We start from the raw sequence: 15,795 nt of genomic DNA on the forward strand, positions 1-15,795 counted from the left end.
TTACTCTCCCGAAGACATCATGGGATGGCGCTGTCGCTTAGCCACACGCCAGAGGCTGGGGCCAAAGAGGGCCAGCGCTGTGAGGACAAAGAAAAGCAGCGTTAGAGGCCGGGTGAACATCAGCCACCACTGCTCGTTCAACATGACCATGGACTGGCCCAACCGCTGCTCCAGCATACCCCCAAGGATTAGACCAATGGCCAGGGGGACAACGGAAAACCCATAGCGGCGCATGAAGAACCCAAGCACACCGGAGACCAGCGCGACCCAGACATCGAACATCGACTGGTCCAGTGCATAGGCCCCGACAATCGAGAAGACAAAGACGCACGGCCAGAGCACCTGAACCGGGATGCGCGCCACATGGGCAAAGAGTTTGGCCCCGCTCAGGCCAACGGCAAAGAACAGCACATTGACTAGCATCATCGACCAGAAGATCGCATAGGCAAATTCGGCCTGCTCGGTGAACATCGTTGGGCCTGGGCGTAACCCGTGCACCATCAGCCCCGCCAGGATCACCGCTGCCGTGGCCGAGCCGGGGATGCCAAGCGCCAGCGTCGGCACCATCGCCCCGCCGGTGGCGGAGTTGTTTGCGGCCTCTGATCCGGCCACGCCTTCGATAGCGCCCTTGCCAAACTCCTGCGGGGTCTTCGACCAGCGCCTGGCCTCGTTGTAGCCAATCATCGAGGCGACCGTTGCCCCCTCCGCTGGCAGGATGCCGATGAAGGTGCCGATGCCGGAGGAGCGCAGGATCGCCCGCCATGTCTTGCGGTAGTCCGCCATCGAGGGCAGCTTGATCGCCTTCATTGAGACGGCTTCGCGCTGCACATGCAGATTGGACGCCTGTACCAGCAATTCGGAGATCCCGAAGAGGCCGATCAGCACGGGCACAAAACTGATCCCGTCGTAGAGTTCGTAAGATCCAAAGGTGAACCGCTCCACCGTCGTCAGATTGTCAACGCCGACCAGCGCGAAAAAAATGCCAAAGCCACCCGCAATCAGATTCTTCAGAGGCGAGCCATCGCCAATGGAGGCCAGCATCGACAGGCCAAAGAGCGTCAGCGCAAAGTATTCAGGTGGCGAAAAGTTATAGGCCGCCCGCGCCAGCAAGGGCGCCGCGAGCATCAGGCAGATTACGCTGAAGATGCCGCCGAAGGTGGAGGCGACCACCGCCATCCCCAGAGCGCGGCCCGCCTCGCCTCGTTGCGCCAGGGGGTAACCGTCGAGGCAGGTTGTGGCGCTGGCTGCCGTGCCGGGCGTGTTGATCAGAATGGCCGTGATCGCGCCTGCAAAAGTTGCAGAGCAATAGATCGCGGTCAGGATCGCGATGGCGGGCACCGGATCCATCGTCAGCGTGAAGGGCAGCAACAGCGCCGCCCCCGTTGTGGCATTAAGCCCCGGCAGCGCTCCGATCACAACACCACCCAAGGTTGCCACGACCAGCAGCATCAGCAGATAGGGATCGCCCAGAACGATCAGACCTGAGACCAAGCCTTCCATCAGCCGTACCACAGGTTGGTGAGCAGGCCCCGCGGGAAGCGGATTTCAAAGACCTGATCAAAGAGAAAGAACACCGCCAGCGGCACAACAAGCCCCACAAGCCACAGGATTACCGGCCGCCGCTCCCCCCAAAGGACAGTCAGCGCAAGCGCAAAGACCCCTAGCGCCAGAAACAGATCCACCGCAGTCAGCGCCGCAAACCCGGCAAAAAGCGCCAGCGTGCCCCAGACCGTGCCTTGCAGACGGTCGCGAATGCGGATCGGGTCGACCCAGAGCATCGCGAGGGTCATCAGCGTGATCGCGGCCAGTAGAAGTTGCGGAAAGTCAGACGGTTGAATGCCCCGCTTCAGGATCGGCGGCATTTTCTTGAACGTCGTTGAGACGTAAAAGGCCGCGATGCAGAACGCGAGGATCAGAACCGGGATCAGCCAACGCTCAAACTGGCCGCGGGATGCGGATTTTTCAGACATCATGTCTCACTCGAAAAGTGGGTGGGCCGGGCTGACGGCCGGGAGAGACCCCGGCCGTCACTGCGCGAGAGGCTTATTCGATGAAGCCCAGCTCTTTCAGAGCCGCATTCATCTCGGTCACGGTTGTCTCGATCTGAGGCCCCCAGACGTCAGATCCGGCCACCGATGTGCTGTCGAGACCTGCCGACTCGAGGAATGCCTGATACACGGTGTGGTTCATGGATTTCACCAGCGCCGCTTCGATCTTTTCGGCCACCTCGGGCGGGGTGTCGGCATGCACCGCAAATCCGCGTACGGTCGAGAAACTGACCGGGATACCAAGCTCCTTTGCGGTGGGCACATCGGCGATCTTGGCCATACGCTCATCCGCCAGCACAACCGTCGGACAAATCTCGCCCGCCTCGATCTGGGCGCTGGCCTCCGCCAGGTTCAGAACGCCCGCATCGACGGCGCCGGCCACCAGCTGCACCGCCAGCTCCGCACCGCCATCAAAGGGTAGCATCTTTGGGGTCTGCATGCCGCCACGCTTGGCAAACATGAAGGCAGAGACATCGTCGATGTTGCCCAGATGGGTCACGCCGTAGGTGATCGGCGCCTCTTTCTGCTGGGCCACGAAATCCTCGGCACTGTCATAGGTGCCGCATTTGGTCATCAGGATCTGTGGATCGTCGGTGCCTCGCGCGATGGGGCGGATCTCGTCCAACGTCAGACCACCCTGCCCTTTGGCCATGACCGCCGCATGCCCAACGGTGAAGGTCAGGATGGTGTAGCCATCCGCCGGGACGGTCTTGTAGTACTCCAGCGCCGCAGCACCGCCGCCGCCTTTCTTGTTCACCACAACCATGTCCTGCCCCAGCTCACGCCGGGCGCGCAGCATCATCATGCGTGTGGTCACATCTGTGCCGCCGCCATTGCCCGCGTGGGTGACAACCTCAATGGTCTTGGCCGGGAACTCCTCAGCCAGAGCCGCCCCGCCCGTTGCCAAGGCGGCAATGGCCGCAGCAACCTTGATCGAAAAATGTGTCATGTTTCCTCCTCCTCGTTGGATCTTTGCAGATCTCGACATTTGGAATGCCAAATATCGTATGTCAGGTCAAGCGTATTCATGCTGCGGGCCCACGACCCACAGCCGCACGCTGGCCGACATCTGGAATATTTAAAACCGCGCAGATCGGGCGATGCGCCATCATCACAGCACACACCAAAGCAGCGCGCCCTATCGGAAGGACGCGCTGCGGGAGGGGCACCACCCGGCGTTTCGGGTGTCGCCTATGCTTGTGTCAGATCAGCGTTCGAGCTTGCCAACACCGGAGAAGCGGAAGGCTTCCTGTTCCAGCGCGTCGATCTCTTCATTGCTCATCTGGTCATGTGCAACCGTGATGCGGCCAAGGAATACGAAGGGCAGCTCGTCAGCGCGGTCTTCCATGTGCGCCTTGATCGCTTCGGCTGTGGCAGCACCCACGTCGTCGCCCATACGCATCGGTGTTGCGTCCAGCTCACCGCGGCGGATCGCGTCCAGCTCAAGGCCTGTGCCGCCCCAACCGGTGGAGAAGATTTCCTTCTCTTTGCCGACGGAAACCTGCGCCTCAACCGAACCCATCGCCATCGCGGTGTTCGCGTTGTGAATGATTGTGGCTTCGGGGTAGGATTGCAGGATAAGGGACGTTCCTGCGAAACCGCCTTCGCGCTGATACTCGCCATAGTGCTCATACACTGTGGTCCAGCCCGCCTTTTCTTCTACACAGGCTTTGAAGTCGCCCGAGCGCTGGTTGTCGGTGATACCAGGAATACCGCGGTTCATCGCCATTGTGACGTTCTCACCGAGACGCCCGATCATGTAGTCACACATGGTCAACGCACCTGCGGCAGACGAGAAATCAAACCAAGCGGCAGGTTGAACTTCCATCTCTTTCAGCGGCGTGTGGAACGCCCAGACATAGGTTGTCAGGTCGTCGGACTCTTTAGACAGCTTGACGATGTTGTCGGCCTGAATAGCCAGTTCCGAGGGCCCGAAGATCACGTAGTCATACAGGTCTTTGTCCTGAACGACCTGGTTCGCATACGTGGTCTGCAGCGAATGCTCGATCTGACGTGACGCGAATTCGGTTGTTTCGTATTTGATGCCCAGCTCATCCAGACGCTTGGTCATCGCCAGGTAGTTGCGCGCCCAGAAGTCTGACGTGTCAGAAGACGGGTAGATCAAAGCGATCTGGATCGGCGCGTCCTGGCTACCTGTGAATTTGACGGCTTCGCTGCCGACGACGGCTTGCATCGCTTCCAGCTTGCCTTCGGCGTTCACCTCATCCGGCACCCAGTAGTTGCGGTCTGCAATGTCCGGCAGTTCCTTCAGGGGCAGTTTGGCATGACCATCCGCGGCTGCCATTCCGGCAAATGCAACCGAAGCCACCAAAGCTGTTGTTGTAAAAAGTTTCATCTATTTTCCTCCCAATGATGAAAAAGTTCGTCCGGGGGCGGCGTCATGTCTATGCCGCCCACGGGGGGTGTTTTGGTTTCAGTTACCCGCTTGGAACGGGATCTCCGGCAAAGATGCCGCCGATTGCCAACAGGCCGATTAGAACACCGATGATGAGGGCTGCAAACCGCACCGTTTTCTGACCTTCCGCAGTTTTCAGATCAGCGAACCAGCCGCCAGCACCGTCACGGTCTTTCTTTTGGATCCAGGCATAGAGTGCGACCGAACTGATGATCACAAAGCCTGAAGCAACCGGCTGCCAGAAGAACTCAATACGCAGTGTGACCAGTGCATTGAGCATCATGGCCAGCAACAGAACACCGGAGAACGACCCGATGATGGATGCGCGTCCGCCAAAGAGTGACGTACCGCCCACAACAACCGCAGCAATCACGTGCAGGTTGAAGAAGGGAGCCATCGTTGCCTGAATTGCATTCTGTTTACCGGTCAGCATCAGTCCCGCCAGCGCTGCACAGGCGCCACACAGGACGTAGGCATAGACCTTGTGCCGCTTAACGCCGATGCCGGTGAGCTCTGCGGATTCCGGGCTGGAGCCAATCGCCACCGTGTAGCGACCGAAGTGTGTGCGCTGGAGAATGTAGTACCCAGCCACCATGGTCAGAATGCCGATCACAGCAGGTGTCGGAATAAAGAACGGTGTCTGTCCGCGGCCAATTTCGGTCAGAACGTCCGGGAAGCGCGCCAACACAAGGCCTTTGGCCAAAAGCAATGCAAGCCCTTTGTAGACAAGGTCCATGGCCAGTGTCCCGATCAGGTCTGGCACGTTGAAACGTGTGATCACCAGCCCGTTGATCAGACCCAGCAGCGCGCCAATCGACAGCGCGATTGGGATGCCAACATAGATGGAAAAGCCGAACTGCTTGACCAGAAATGCCATGATAATAGCCGACAAAACCGCGACGGACCCGACCGACAGGTCAATCCCGCGTTGGGTGATGACAAAGGTCATCGCCATCGCCATCGGCATATAAAGCGCCGCATCCTGAAGGATCAGCTCCAGATTGCTGATGCGGTAGAACCTGTCCGGAGACGCCACTGCCATGAACAGGAAAATTGCAGCAATCATCGCCATTGGTGCGATAATCGCCATGTAAGGCTCTAACCGTTCAGACAACGGGGCCCTTTCGTCTGTCGCAACTGCAGTGTTCATGCGGCGTCCTCCTTGGCACCAACGATCATGCCCAGCACTTCCTGGGTCGAGCTCTCTGCGGTCAAGGCAACGCCCACGCATTGGCCTCGGCGCTGGACATGGACGCGGTCGGAGACTTCAAACACATCGTCCAGCGAGTGGCTGATCAAGATCACAGCCAAACCTTGGGCTTTGAGCGTCTTGATCAATTTCAGCGTCCGGGCGGTTTCCTGCGGACCAAGTGCGGCGGTCGGTTCGTCCATCACGAGAACCCGCAGGCCTTCGTGATAAACAGCGCGTGCAATTGCGACGGCCTGCCGCTGACCACCGGACAAACTGTCTGTGGACGCGTCGAGCGAGCGCAAGCGCACGCCCAGGCGTTCCATCAAGACACGCTCCGTCTCGTCGCGCATCTTTTTGTTGTCGAGAATTGTGAACCCAAGAAACTTCTTGGTCAGCTCATTGCCCAAAAACATATTGGCCGGTGGGTCCAGATGATCCGCCAATGCCAGCGTTTGATAAACAGCATCAATGCCCATCTTTGCAGCATCTGCGTGATTGGCCATCTCGACACGTTCGCCATCCACAAAGATCTCGCCTTCGGTGGGCTGATACACTCCGGTCAGAATCTTGATCAGGGTCGATTTGCCCGCCCCGTTGTCGCCGACAATGGCGAGCACTTCGCCCGGGTAGGCATCAAGATCGACGTTTTCCAGTGCGCGTACACCACCGAAGCGTTTGGAGATGCCGCGCATGGATACGACGGGTTGTTGATCGCTCATTTTGGATTGCTCCTGAGTGTCTTGGGTGTCCGGTGCCCGCAGGCGGCGCACCGGACAGATTGCGTGACGCTGGCTTAGCCTGCCACACCCCAGATTTTCTTGTATGCGTCGCGATAGCCGTTGTCGGGGTCGAAGGTGTTGTTCGGCCCGCCATCGAATTCGATGTTGTCTGGTGTCACGACGTGCAGCGGCGAATTGAAGCCCGACCACTCTTCGCCCGCAAAGGCGCGGTTCAGTTCGTCAATCATCTGCCAGCCCTGCAGGTTCAGCGGCTCTGCCACGGTCACGGCCTGATACTCCTGCGTGCGCACACGCTGGTAGGCCGCCTGGCTGCCGTCACCGGCGGCCACCGCAATTGGACCACCGTCACCGGGGATGCCAGCGGCTGCGAGCGACGGACCCATGAAGTCGAAGTAGAGGTCGTTGATGGCAAGGCTGTGCGTCCACTTCGCACCGTGACGCTGCAACAGCGAGGTGGTCAGCTGCGGCATCCGGGTGGAGGTCTCCGCAATGGGTGTGTCGACATATTCCAGCACTTCGCCACCCAGGTTTTCGATGGCTTCCTTCATCCAGTCCGCCTTGTCGATGGCTATTTGATAGGTGGAGTCGGTGAAGATCACGACCTTCGGCTGCTCTTCCGCGTCGACGAAGGCCCAGTAGGCTGCGGCCAGCGACACGTCGCGCGCATTGGTGGTGATATTGGCGAAGAGGCCGACATCAGGCGCCGGGCCATTGTCGGAGGTCGCGTGCCAGGCCACCATGGGGATGTTGGCGTTCTGCGCGGCTTCCAGACCCACCTGCTGTTCGGTCGGATTGAAGCCGTTGATGATGATGCCATCGGGGTTCAGAGCCAGCGCCTGATTAAAAGCCGCTGTCCGGCCCGAGATGGTGCCCGCGCCTTCGATGATCCGCAGATCCCAGCCAATGGCCGCTGCCGCTTCCTTAGAGCCTTCCGCGGCCCCCAGCACACCGCCGTTGGTGAGGTCAGAGGCCAGCATGACTACCAGCTTGTCGGGCTGTGCCGCTGGGCCTGTTGTCGGGCCTGTCCAGGTATCCTGGCGCGAGGCAAATTGGTCGACAAACTGTTTCGCCTCATCAACGGATTGCGCGGATGCGCCCGTCGTCAGGGCCATGGCTGCAACAGCGCTGGCCAGCAGTGTTCTTCTAAGCATGTGATATCCTCCCATATCAGTGTCAGGTTTCTGAAGATTTTGGCGCAGGCGGCGCCTCAGGAGCCGCTGCTTGTGTGACGCCGAACTGCACCGCGGCCTTGCGGCGCTGCGCGAGCCCCGCGATGCCGATGGCGACGAGCAGCGTCACACCGTTGAACATGGGCTCCACCCAGAAGGAGCCGCCAAATTGTTGAATGCCCGAAATGCCGACTGCCAGGATGATCACACCAATGATCGTGCCCCAGACGTTCACACGCCCCGGTTTGATGGTGGTCGATCCAAGGAAAGCGCCCACAAGCGCGGGCAGCAGGAACTCAAGTCCCACGCTGGCCTGCCCGATCCGCAGTTTCGAGGCCAGTAGCACGCCCGCCAGCGCCGACAGCGCGCCCGAGGCCATGAAAGCCAGCATGGTGTACCGCGCGACGGGAATGCCGTTCAGCGTGGCCGCCTTGGCGTTGGCGCCGATGGCATACATGTAGCGGCCCAACGGCAGGTATTCGAGCAGCAGCCACAGCAGGATCGCAAGCGCCAGCACGTAGTATGCTGTGATCGGCAGCCCAAAGACAAAGGTCGTGCTGAGCTTGTAGAACCCCGGTTCTAGCTGCGCCACGACCTGCCGCCCGCCCGTGTGCCAGAGGGCCAGCGCATAGATCACCGTACCGGTGCCCAGCGTCGCAATAAAGCTGTCAATCTTGGCAACTTCGACCAGCAACCCATTGAGAAAGCCGACAAAAGCCCCCGCGAAGAGGATCAGAATGCACGCAATCGGCCAGGGCACCCCCGCCACCTGCAGGCTGATCACCAGGATGTGCCAGAGCACGATGCCGTAGCCCACGGTCAGGTCAATCTTGCCCGTCACCATCGGGATCATCGCCGCCAGCGACAGGATCGCGATGATCGCCTTATCCGCCAGGATTGAGCGCAGGTTGAGCATCGTCGGGAAAGTATCTGGCAAAAGCACGCTGAACAGCAGGATCAGCCCCACCGTCAGCATGACAAGGCCATAAACCGGGATCAGGCGCAGCAGCCGCGCAGCACCGGAAAGGCCCCGCAACTCCGCCTTGGTGGGTTCAAGTGCATTCGATTCAATGGACTGCATGCGCGTGTTCCGTTTGGTTCGTGATATTGCCCGCCGATGCGGACTGAATCAGTTGTTCGGTGTTCAGGCGATGATCGGACAGCTCGTCGACGATGCTGCCCTGGCTGAAGATCAGGGCGCGCGTGCAGACCGCTGCGACCTCTTCGAAATCGGTGGAGACGACGATCACGCCAACCCCTTCACGCACGGCACGCTGGATCAGCGTATAGATCTCGGCCTTGGCGCCCACGTCGACGCCAGCCGTCGGGTCTTCGAGGATCAACAGCTTGCGGTTGGTGGCCAACCAGCGGCCCACGACAACTTTCTGCTGATTGCCCCCAGAGAGCGCCTCGACGTTCAATTCAGGATCATTGGGCGACAGGTTCAACGCCGCGCCGATCTCAGCCGCTTTCGCCGCTTCGGATTTCACGGTTTGCGGCGCCCAGAACCCGCGCTTGAAGGCGGCGGGATTGAGGAACGTATTCTCCCGGATCGAAAGCGAACCTGCGACCGATTCTTCCGTCCGGTCGCGGGCAACGAGTCCGATACCCGCCTCCATGGCCGCCTTGGGCGAGGACAGATCCGGCACGGCGCCATCGACCTGCACGTCGCCCACAAAAGGCTCAGACCCGAAGAGGGCCCGGGCCACGGCTTCGTGCCCTGCCCCACGCAGGCCGACAAGGCCCAGGATTTCCCCCTGAAACAGCTCCAGGTCAACCGGCCCCACGCCTTCGCAGGCCAGAGACGTGACTTCGGCCACACGCTTTCCGGGCAGCACATCCGGCTTGAGCACCGCGCGTGTCTTTCGACCCACGATCATGTGCACCAACTCTTCCGCCGTGGTGTGCTGCGTGTCACGCATACCCACCATCTCACCATCGCGCAGCACCGCGACACGGTCGGAGATGCTGAACACCTCATCCAGGCGGTGAGACACATAGATCATGCCGACGCCGCGATCTTTCAGCGGTCGAATGGCCTTGAACAGCCCGTCGACCTCATCGGCGGGGAGCGACGCGGTCGGCTCGTCGAGAACCAGAAAGTCACTTTCCACAGCCAATGCGCGTGCGATGGCCACAAGCGACTTTTCCGTCCGGGAGAGGTTCGACACCCGCGTCGTGGGATCAAACTCACAGCCCACGCGGTCCAGCGCCTCGCGGGCGAAGCGGTCAACACCGCGCCAGCTGACGAGGCCGGTCTTGCGGGCAAAGCCCAAGGACAGTGCCATGTTCTCGGCGACCGTCATCCATTCGATAAGACCAAGGTCCTGGTGAATGAAAGCCACGCGCTGCCGCTCGCCAAAGCTGCCCGGGGCGTGCTGATACGGCTCGCCATCGATGCGCACCTCGCCGCTGTCTGCGGTGTGGATGCCACCCAGTGTCTTGATCAAGGTGGATTTCCCGGCGCCGTTCTCGCCGAGCAACGCGACGATTTCGCCACGGGCCACGCGCAAGGAGACCTCCTTCAACGCGTAATTGCCGCCGAAATGCTTCGAAATGCGGTCAAATACCAGCCCGTCCAAAACGGCTTTCGACACCTAAAATCCTCCCTTAAACGATTCCGATCATTTCAGTTGAGTTACCGGTATCGTTTTCCTAAGCTGCTTCCAGACACGAGGTGGTGTCAATAGAAAAGTTACAGGTAACTCTGCGAGGATTTGTGAGCTCTCGAAAACGTGCGCGCGTCAAGCTGGCCGAAGTGGCAGAGGCCGCGGGGGTGTCCAAGATGACCGCCTCGCGCGTGCTGAACAATGGCAAGGGGTTCTCGGAAGAGACCCGCGACCGGGTCATGGCCGAGGTGCACCGGCTGGGCTACATGCATGACCGGATGGCGGTGGCTTTCTCGTCTCACAGCAGCTCGACCTTTGTGGGTGTCTCCATTCCCGATCTTGGAAACGAGGTCTTTGCCCAGGTCCTTGAAGGGATTGAGCGGCGCCTGAATTCATCGGGATATCAAGCGGTTCTCTGCGTCTCGCAATATGATACCGCCTCGGTCGACAGCTGGATCGAGCGGGTGCTGCAATGGCGCCCGGCCGGGCTGATCGTGACCGGGCGCAACCACTCCGAACAGGGGCGCAAACTGCTGCGCCAGGCGGATGTGCCCGTGGTCGAACTGTGGGATCTGAACACATCACCGCTCGACCTCAGCGTCGGCATCAATCACTATGACAGCGGCTATGCCATGGGCCGGTTCATGGTCGAGCGGGGCCATCGCACAATGGCCTATATCGGCACGCATCACGATACCGCGCATTCGGCCAAAAGCCGGTTTCAGGGCTGGCAATCGGCTATTCAGGATGGCGGTGGCACGGTCGAGGACACTTATGTTCTCAAGGACACGCCCGGATTCTATGGTGGATATTATGCCACGGAGCAGATGCTGAGCCGCACCGCTGACCTCGATGCGATCTATTATCAGAACGACAATATGGCGGCGGGAGGGTTGATGTTCGCGCAGTCTCGCGGGCTGAGTGTGCCGGGGGATCTGGGCATCGCGGGCTGGGGGGATCTGCCGATTTCGGCCATCCTGCCGCAGCGGTTGACCACGATGCATGTGGCGCACCTCAAGCTGGGGCAGAAGGCCGCCGATTCAATCTTGGCGGCAATCAAGGGCAAACCTGTCGAGGAGGTCACGTCCATCGACTTCCGGTTTGTGCCGGGTGAGACCATTTGATCTGTCGCCCGGCTGTCGTGGATCGGCAGACCACCACCCGCGCAAGCCTCCGGTGTATTTCCCCCTTAAAATTGGGCCGCTACATTGGCCGCGAGAGGGGGAATTGGCATGGCGAGGAAGCGAGCGTAAATCTAAAATCGAAGGCCCGCTATCTCCGCAAACCGCGAGTCTGATCAGCTTCAGATGATTCGCTTGCAGTGAATGGCGGCCATGCGGGCGGCGACGCAGCATCCGGATCTTCTGTTGGATGTCTCCTGTGGGTCGCAAGACACAAACGGTTCCCGGCGTTTACACCTAGCGCGCAGCGACTCGTTAGTCCGCAATTGTTTGATGGGCCAAGGGCGCGCGCATCTTCTGGTTTCTGGTTATGGATCGCATAGTTCTGACGCGTCTTTATCGCACAAAAACCGGCGCTCAGTTCGTTGTCCAGACATTTACCTGTCACATTGGCGCGTTAGCCTTCTTAAAATTATTAAATTCAATGAACAGAGGTCATCTATGTTTAGACGCTTCTTTGCTGCTGCAGCTGCGACCGCCTTCACAACCGCTGCTTTCGCTGCCGATGTCTCGGGGAAACTGGTCCTGTACACGTCTCAGCCAAACGCCGACGCACAACAGACGGTCGACGCGTTCAAAGCCAAATATCCTGATGTAGAGGTCGAGTGGATCAGAGATGGGACCACAAAGGTTATGGCAAAGCTGCGAGCCGAATTTGAGGCCGACGCGCCGCAGCCTGATGTTCTTCTGATCGCGGATATGGTCACCATGGAAGGGCTTGAGGCCGAAGGTCGGCTGATGCCACATCCAGATGCCGACGTTTCCGCGTATGCTTCAGCTCTGATGGACGCCGAGAAGCACTATTTCTCGACCAAGCTGATCACAACCGGCATCGTCTACAACACATCTGCCCCGATGGTGCCGACGTCTTATGCGGATCTTCTTGGCGAAGACGCGAAGGACAAGCTGGCCATGCCATCGCCGCTGACCTCGGGCGCTGCGACCATTCACATGTCAGCCATCACCTCGCATCCCGATCTGGGCTGGGAGTTCTACGAAGGGCTGGCAGCGCAGGGCGCCAATCCCCAGGGTGGCAACGGCGGCACGTATAAAGCGATTGCCGGGGGTGAAAAACTCTACGGGTTTGTGGTCGACTTCTTGCCGATCCGGAACAAACTGGAGGGTGCACCGGTCGAGTTCGTGTTCCCAGAGGAAGGCGTATCTGCCGTGACCGAGCCAGTTGCGATCCTGTCGACCGCACAGAATCCGACCGCAGCAAAGGCTTTCGTGGATTTCCTCATCTCACCTGAAGGCCAACAATTGGCCTCGGATATGGGGTATCTTCCTGCACATCCCGAGATCGCACCGCCCCACGGTTTCCCCGCGTTGAGCGATATCAAGCTCCTTGATTTTGATCCGGCGGCGGCCCTTGCCAACGATCAGGACAACAAAGCGCGCTTCATCAATATTTTTGGCGGCTGATGTTGAAACGATGTTTGGGCGGCGAGGGGGTCACCTTCGCCGCCCTTATTTTGATCTGTGCCGCGCTTTTTGTCCTTCCGCTGGGGTTGCTGGCCTGTGTCGCCATTGGCGAAGGATTGGAGGCGTTTCTTTCGGCGCTTGATGGCCGATCTGTGCCGCGTGCCATCTGGAACTCATTTGAAAGCTCGGTCCTTTCCGCATTTATCGCTCTTGTTGGAGGAACCGCGACCGCGCTGGTCCTCGGGTTAACCGATGTCAGGATGAAGGGCCCTGTGACCTTTCTTTTACTGATACCGATGATGGTGCCGCCGCATGTGACGGCCATCGCCTGGGTGCAGGCGCTCGGCCCGTCATCAGCTCTGCTGCAAGCAATCGGCTTAGCGCCGGAAATCGGCTCGACGCACCCCCTGTATTCGCGCGAAGGCGTGATCATCCTTCTTGGCATACAACACGCACCGCTTGTTTTTCTGGTCGTCTTGGCCGCGCTGCGCAGTTTGCCCCGGGAGATGTCGGACGCCGCCCGGGTCGCGGGAGCCAAACCGGCGCGGCTTCTGATGCGGATCATTTTGCCGCTTCTCGCGCCGACGCTCATTGCTGGCTATGCCCTTGCCTTCGTTTCGGCACTGGGGAACTTCGGCATCCCGGCATTGTTGGGTATTCCCGCGCGGTATACGACGCTACCGGTTCTGATCTGGCAGCGGCTCGCGAGCTTTGGCCCGACGGTTCTCACCGACATGGCCGTAATTGCCGGCCTGGTTGCCGTCATCGCCGTTGCGGCAGTGGTGTTTCAAATGTGGCTCGCCTCGCGACGGCGAAACGCGCTGATCGGGCCGCCTCAACCGCCTCTTGATATTCGGCTTGGCCGGATCCGGCCAGTTGTCGAGACAGGATTGGCGCTGGCGATCATGGCAACGCTGATGTTGCCGGTCACCGCGCTGTTTGCGACCGCCCTTGTTCCGACTTATGGCGTGCCTCTGACTTTCGAGACGGTGACGTTCGCGAACTTTGCCGAGATCCTGTTCCGGCAGTCCGTGACAGCGCGGGCGTTTATGAACTCAACAATCGTCGCCGCGGTCGCTGCCGGTATCCTTGCTATCTTTGCCATTTTTGTTGCGCGCTACGCAGCAGCGCAGAACAGAGCCGTCAGGCGCGTTGGCACGTTGATGACGGCGCTGGCTGAAATGACCTATGCAATTCCGGGCCTTGTAATCTCGGTTGCGTTCATTCTCGCCTTTATCAGGCCGTTGCCGCTGGTCGACGTGTCGATCTACAATACTTTGACAATCATTCTGCTCGCCTATCTTTGCGCCTTTTTCTCAATCGCGCTAAAGCCGGTGACGGCGGCGACCCTGCAACTCGACCAAAGCCTTGACGAAGCCGCCCGAGTTTCGGGCGCCGGGTTCTATCGCCGGATGACGCACATTACCATCCCGCTTATTGCACCGGCTGCGGCATCCGGGGGCATTCTGGTTTTCCTGACAGCTTACAATGAGGTCACCGTATCCGCGCTTTTGTGGTCCAGCGGAAACGAGACCATCGGCACGACCATTTTCAACTATGAGGACGGCGGATACACCACGCTGGCGTCTGCCATGGCGGCCGTTACGATCATCGCCACGATCCTGCTGATGGCCTTGCTGGACTGGGCAGGGCGGCGCGCTCCGCCGGGTGTCGTGCCCTGGCGCCTTTAGTCGGGAAGCCCCCACCCACCCGTGAAGCGCAACGCAACATGGTCTCCAGCGTGTGCCGGGTGAGCGAGGTTCAGCTGAACCGACGCATCCACGCCGTCTATCAACGCCTCCGCCTCCCAAAAACCGCCACGATAATGTGCGGTCGAGATTTTCGCCGGTATTCCGTCGTCGGCTATGGAAACCCGCTCCGGGCGGATGAAAACGCGGCCGCTGGCCGGCCCTGAAACAGGAAAAATCTGCCCTTGGAAAGACGCTTCGGAGCCGCGAATGTCCGCCTCGAAAACCGTGCCTCTGCCGATAAATCGCGCGACTTTTTCGGTCGCGGGGCGATCATATATGTCTTGGGGTGTGCCGAGTTGTAGAAATCGGCCCTGATCCATCACAGCCATGACATCTGCAAGCGCCATCGCTTCGCGTTGATCATGCGTGATGTAGAGCGTCGTCACTTCTGAGCGATCGTGGAAGGCTCGAAGCTCACCCTCCATGGTTCCGCGCAAATGCGGGTCGAGGTTGGCTAGAGGTTCATCCATCAAGATCGTTCGCGCATCGCTCGCGAGGCACCGCGCCAGCGCCACCCGTTGACGCTGTCCGCCCGACAATGCCTCGGGTCTACGGCCAGCAAGTTCGGTCAGTGCAACCCGTTCAAGATGTTCGGCCGTGCGCTCGGCGGCGTGGGTTGCCGAGACCCCCTGCGCCTCGTATGGGAATGCAACGTTTTTGGCGACGCTCATATGTGGCCAAAGGGCGTAGGATTGAAAGACAACGCCAACCTTTCTGTCTTCGGGGGGGACATTCACACCTGTCCCAAAGACCTCGCGATCCGAAAGGTCGATCCGGCCCGTATCAGGCGTTTCCAGTCCGGCAATCAGTCGCAAGAGCGTGCTTTTTCCACAGCCGGATGCGCCGACAACGCAAAAAAACGCATTTTTAGGCACTTCAAACGTCAGGTCGTTGATGGCCCTATGGTTTGAGAATGTCTTGCTCAATTCAGCGATGCGTATGCTCATTCCGATTTCACCCTTGGGTTCATCTACTTCGGTACTTTGCATTCCATCGTTAGCAGCCTCGAAGCTGGCGTGAAGCGTTCTTTTCGTTGGCAGCGTTTGCAAATCGCGATTGCCTGGCTGACTATTGCGGCAAGAAGAAGGAAGGCCTTCAATGCGGGCTGCGCCCGCAGAAATCGAACGACAGACCGCAGGTCCGCTAATGGGATGTACCGGCTGCTTCACCCAGCACGGTAGGCTCTGCCTATTTCTGCAAACTGGAGAAGTAGCATGGCGAAGACAGATTTTGATGAACTGATGTCGATTGGTATCGATATTGGCAA

The 15,795-nt window shown here is 59.6% G+C and carries 13 protein-coding genes; 3 read left to right on the forward strand and 10 right to left on the reverse strand.

Annotated elements, in window-relative coordinates:
* From So717_RS20820 to So717_RS20860, 9 genes are all read right to left on the reverse strand, one after another.
* Positions 1-1,500, reverse strand: coding sequence for a tripartite tricarboxylate transporter permease (locus So717_RS20820; protein ID WP_159980927.1), 1,500 nt, complete (start codon positions 1,498-1,500; stop codon positions 1-3).
* A complete protein-coding gene (locus tag So717_RS20825) occupies positions 1,500-1,970 on the reverse strand; it encodes a tripartite tricarboxylate transporter TctB family protein (RefSeq protein WP_159980929.1) in 471 nt (156 codons plus the stop codon). Before So717_RS20825 ends, So717_RS20820 begins: the two co-directional genes overlap by 1 nt.
* Before the next feature lie 73 nt (positions 1,971-2,043).
* Positions 2,044-2,997: a Bug family tripartite tricarboxylate transporter substrate binding protein gene (locus So717_RS20830; RefSeq protein ID WP_159980931.1), complete on the reverse strand. Its 954-nt coding sequence runs from the start codon at positions 2,995-2,997 to the stop codon at positions 2,044-2,046.
* 258 nt (positions 2,998-3,255) lie between these two features.
* Positions 3,256-4,404, reverse strand: coding sequence for a substrate-binding domain-containing protein (locus So717_RS20835; RefSeq protein ID WP_202981924.1), 1,149 nt, complete (start codon positions 4,402-4,404; stop codon positions 3,256-3,258).
* Between the two features lie 82 nt (positions 4,405-4,486).
* Complete coding sequence (locus So717_RS20840; protein ID WP_159980933.1) at positions 4,487-5,614, reverse strand: ABC transporter permease; 1,128 nt, start codon at positions 5,612-5,614, stop codon at positions 4,487-4,489.
* On the reverse strand, positions 5,611-6,375 hold the full coding sequence (locus So717_RS20845; protein WP_159980935.1) for an ATP-binding cassette domain-containing protein: 765 nt from the start codon (positions 6,373-6,375) through the stop codon (positions 5,611-5,613). The genes So717_RS20840 and So717_RS20845 overlap by 4 nt, the downstream gene beginning before the upstream one ends.
* A 74-nt stretch (positions 6,376-6,449) precedes the next feature.
* Positions 6,450-7,547, reverse strand: coding sequence for a substrate-binding domain-containing protein (locus tag So717_RS20850; RefSeq protein WP_159980937.1), 1,098 nt, complete (start codon positions 7,545-7,547; stop codon positions 6,450-6,452).
* Positions 7,548-7,569: 22 nt separating this feature from the next.
* The gene (locus So717_RS20855) at positions 7,570-8,646 is read right to left on the reverse strand and encodes an ABC transporter permease (RefSeq protein WP_159980939.1); all 1,077 of its coding nucleotides are present in this window, start codon (positions 8,644-8,646) and stop codon (positions 7,570-7,572) included.
* On the reverse strand, positions 8,633-10,162 hold the full coding sequence (locus tag So717_RS20860) for a sugar ABC transporter ATP-binding protein (RefSeq protein ID WP_159980942.1): 1,530 nt from the start codon (positions 10,160-10,162) through the stop codon (positions 8,633-8,635). The genes So717_RS20855 and So717_RS20860 overlap by 14 nt, the downstream gene beginning before the upstream one ends.
* A gap of 122 nt (positions 10,163-10,284) precedes the next feature.
* On the opposite strand from So717_RS20860, the gene So717_RS20865 reads away from it, so the two are divergent.
* The 3 genes from So717_RS20865 to So717_RS20875 all read left to right on the forward strand — a co-directional run bounded on the left by So717_RS20865 (position 10,285) and on the right by So717_RS20875 (position 14,468).
* Positions 10,285-11,298 (forward strand): LacI family DNA-binding transcriptional regulator, encoded by a 1,014-nt coding sequence (locus So717_RS20865; protein WP_238841143.1) that lies wholly within the window; start codon positions 10,285-10,287, stop codon positions 11,296-11,298.
* A 498-nt stretch (positions 11,299-11,796) separates the two neighbouring features.
* A complete protein-coding gene (locus tag So717_RS20870; protein WP_159980972.1) occupies positions 11,797-12,777 on the forward strand; it encodes an ABC transporter substrate-binding protein in 981 nt (326 codons plus the stop codon).
* Between the two features lie 152 nt (positions 12,778-12,929).
* A complete protein-coding gene (locus So717_RS20875) occupies positions 12,930-14,468 on the forward strand; it encodes an ABC transporter permease (RefSeq protein WP_238841145.1) in 1,539 nt (512 codons plus the stop codon).
* Here the strand turns inward: So717_RS20875 and So717_RS20880 are convergent.
* Positions 14,465-15,795, reverse strand: a 1,331-nt coding sequence (locus So717_RS20880) for an ABC transporter ATP-binding protein (protein ID WP_238841147.1), incomplete at its 5' end; no start/stop codon positions are given. The genes So717_RS20875 and So717_RS20880 overlap by 4 nt on opposite strands.

Source organism: Roseobacter cerasinus, assembly GCF_009811755.1.
Classification (GTDB): domain Bacteria; phylum Pseudomonadota; class Alphaproteobacteria; order Rhodobacterales; family Rhodobacteraceae; genus Roseobacter; species Roseobacter cerasinus.

Bases quoted from the DNA above. Each gene is read 5' to 3' on its own strand.
- So717_RS20820 (WP_159980927.1), bottom strand. From the start codon at position 1,500: ATGGAAGGCTTGGTCTCAGGTCTGATCGTTCTGGGCGATCCCTATCTG.
- So717_RS20825 (WP_159980929.1), bottom strand. From the start codon at position 1,970: ATGTCTGAAAAATCCGCATCCCGCGGCCAGTTTGAGCGTTGGCTGATC.
- So717_RS20830 (WP_159980931.1), bottom strand. From the start codon at position 2,997: ATGACACATTTTTCGATCAAGGTTGCTGCGGCCATTGCCGCCTTGGCA.
- So717_RS20835 (WP_202981924.1), bottom strand. From the start codon at position 4,404: ATGAAACTTTTTACAACAACAGCTTTGGTGGCTTCGGTTGCATTTGCC.
- So717_RS20840 (WP_159980933.1), bottom strand. From the start codon at position 5,614: ATGAACACTGCAGTTGCGACAGACGAAAGGGCCCCGTTGTCTGAACGG.
- So717_RS20845 (WP_159980935.1), bottom strand. From the start codon at position 6,375: ATGAGCGATCAACAACCCGTCGTATCCATGCGCGGCATCTCCAAACGC.
- So717_RS20850 (WP_159980937.1), bottom strand. From the start codon at position 7,547: ATGCTTAGAAGAACACTGCTGGCCAGCGCTGTTGCAGCCATGGCCCTG.
- So717_RS20855 (WP_159980939.1), bottom strand. From the start codon at position 8,646: ATGCAGTCCATTGAATCGAATGCACTTGAACCCACCAAGGCGGAGTTG.
- So717_RS20870 (WP_159980972.1), top strand. From the start codon at position 11,797: ATGTTTAGACGCTTCTTTGCTGCTGCAGCTGCGACCGCCTTCACAACC.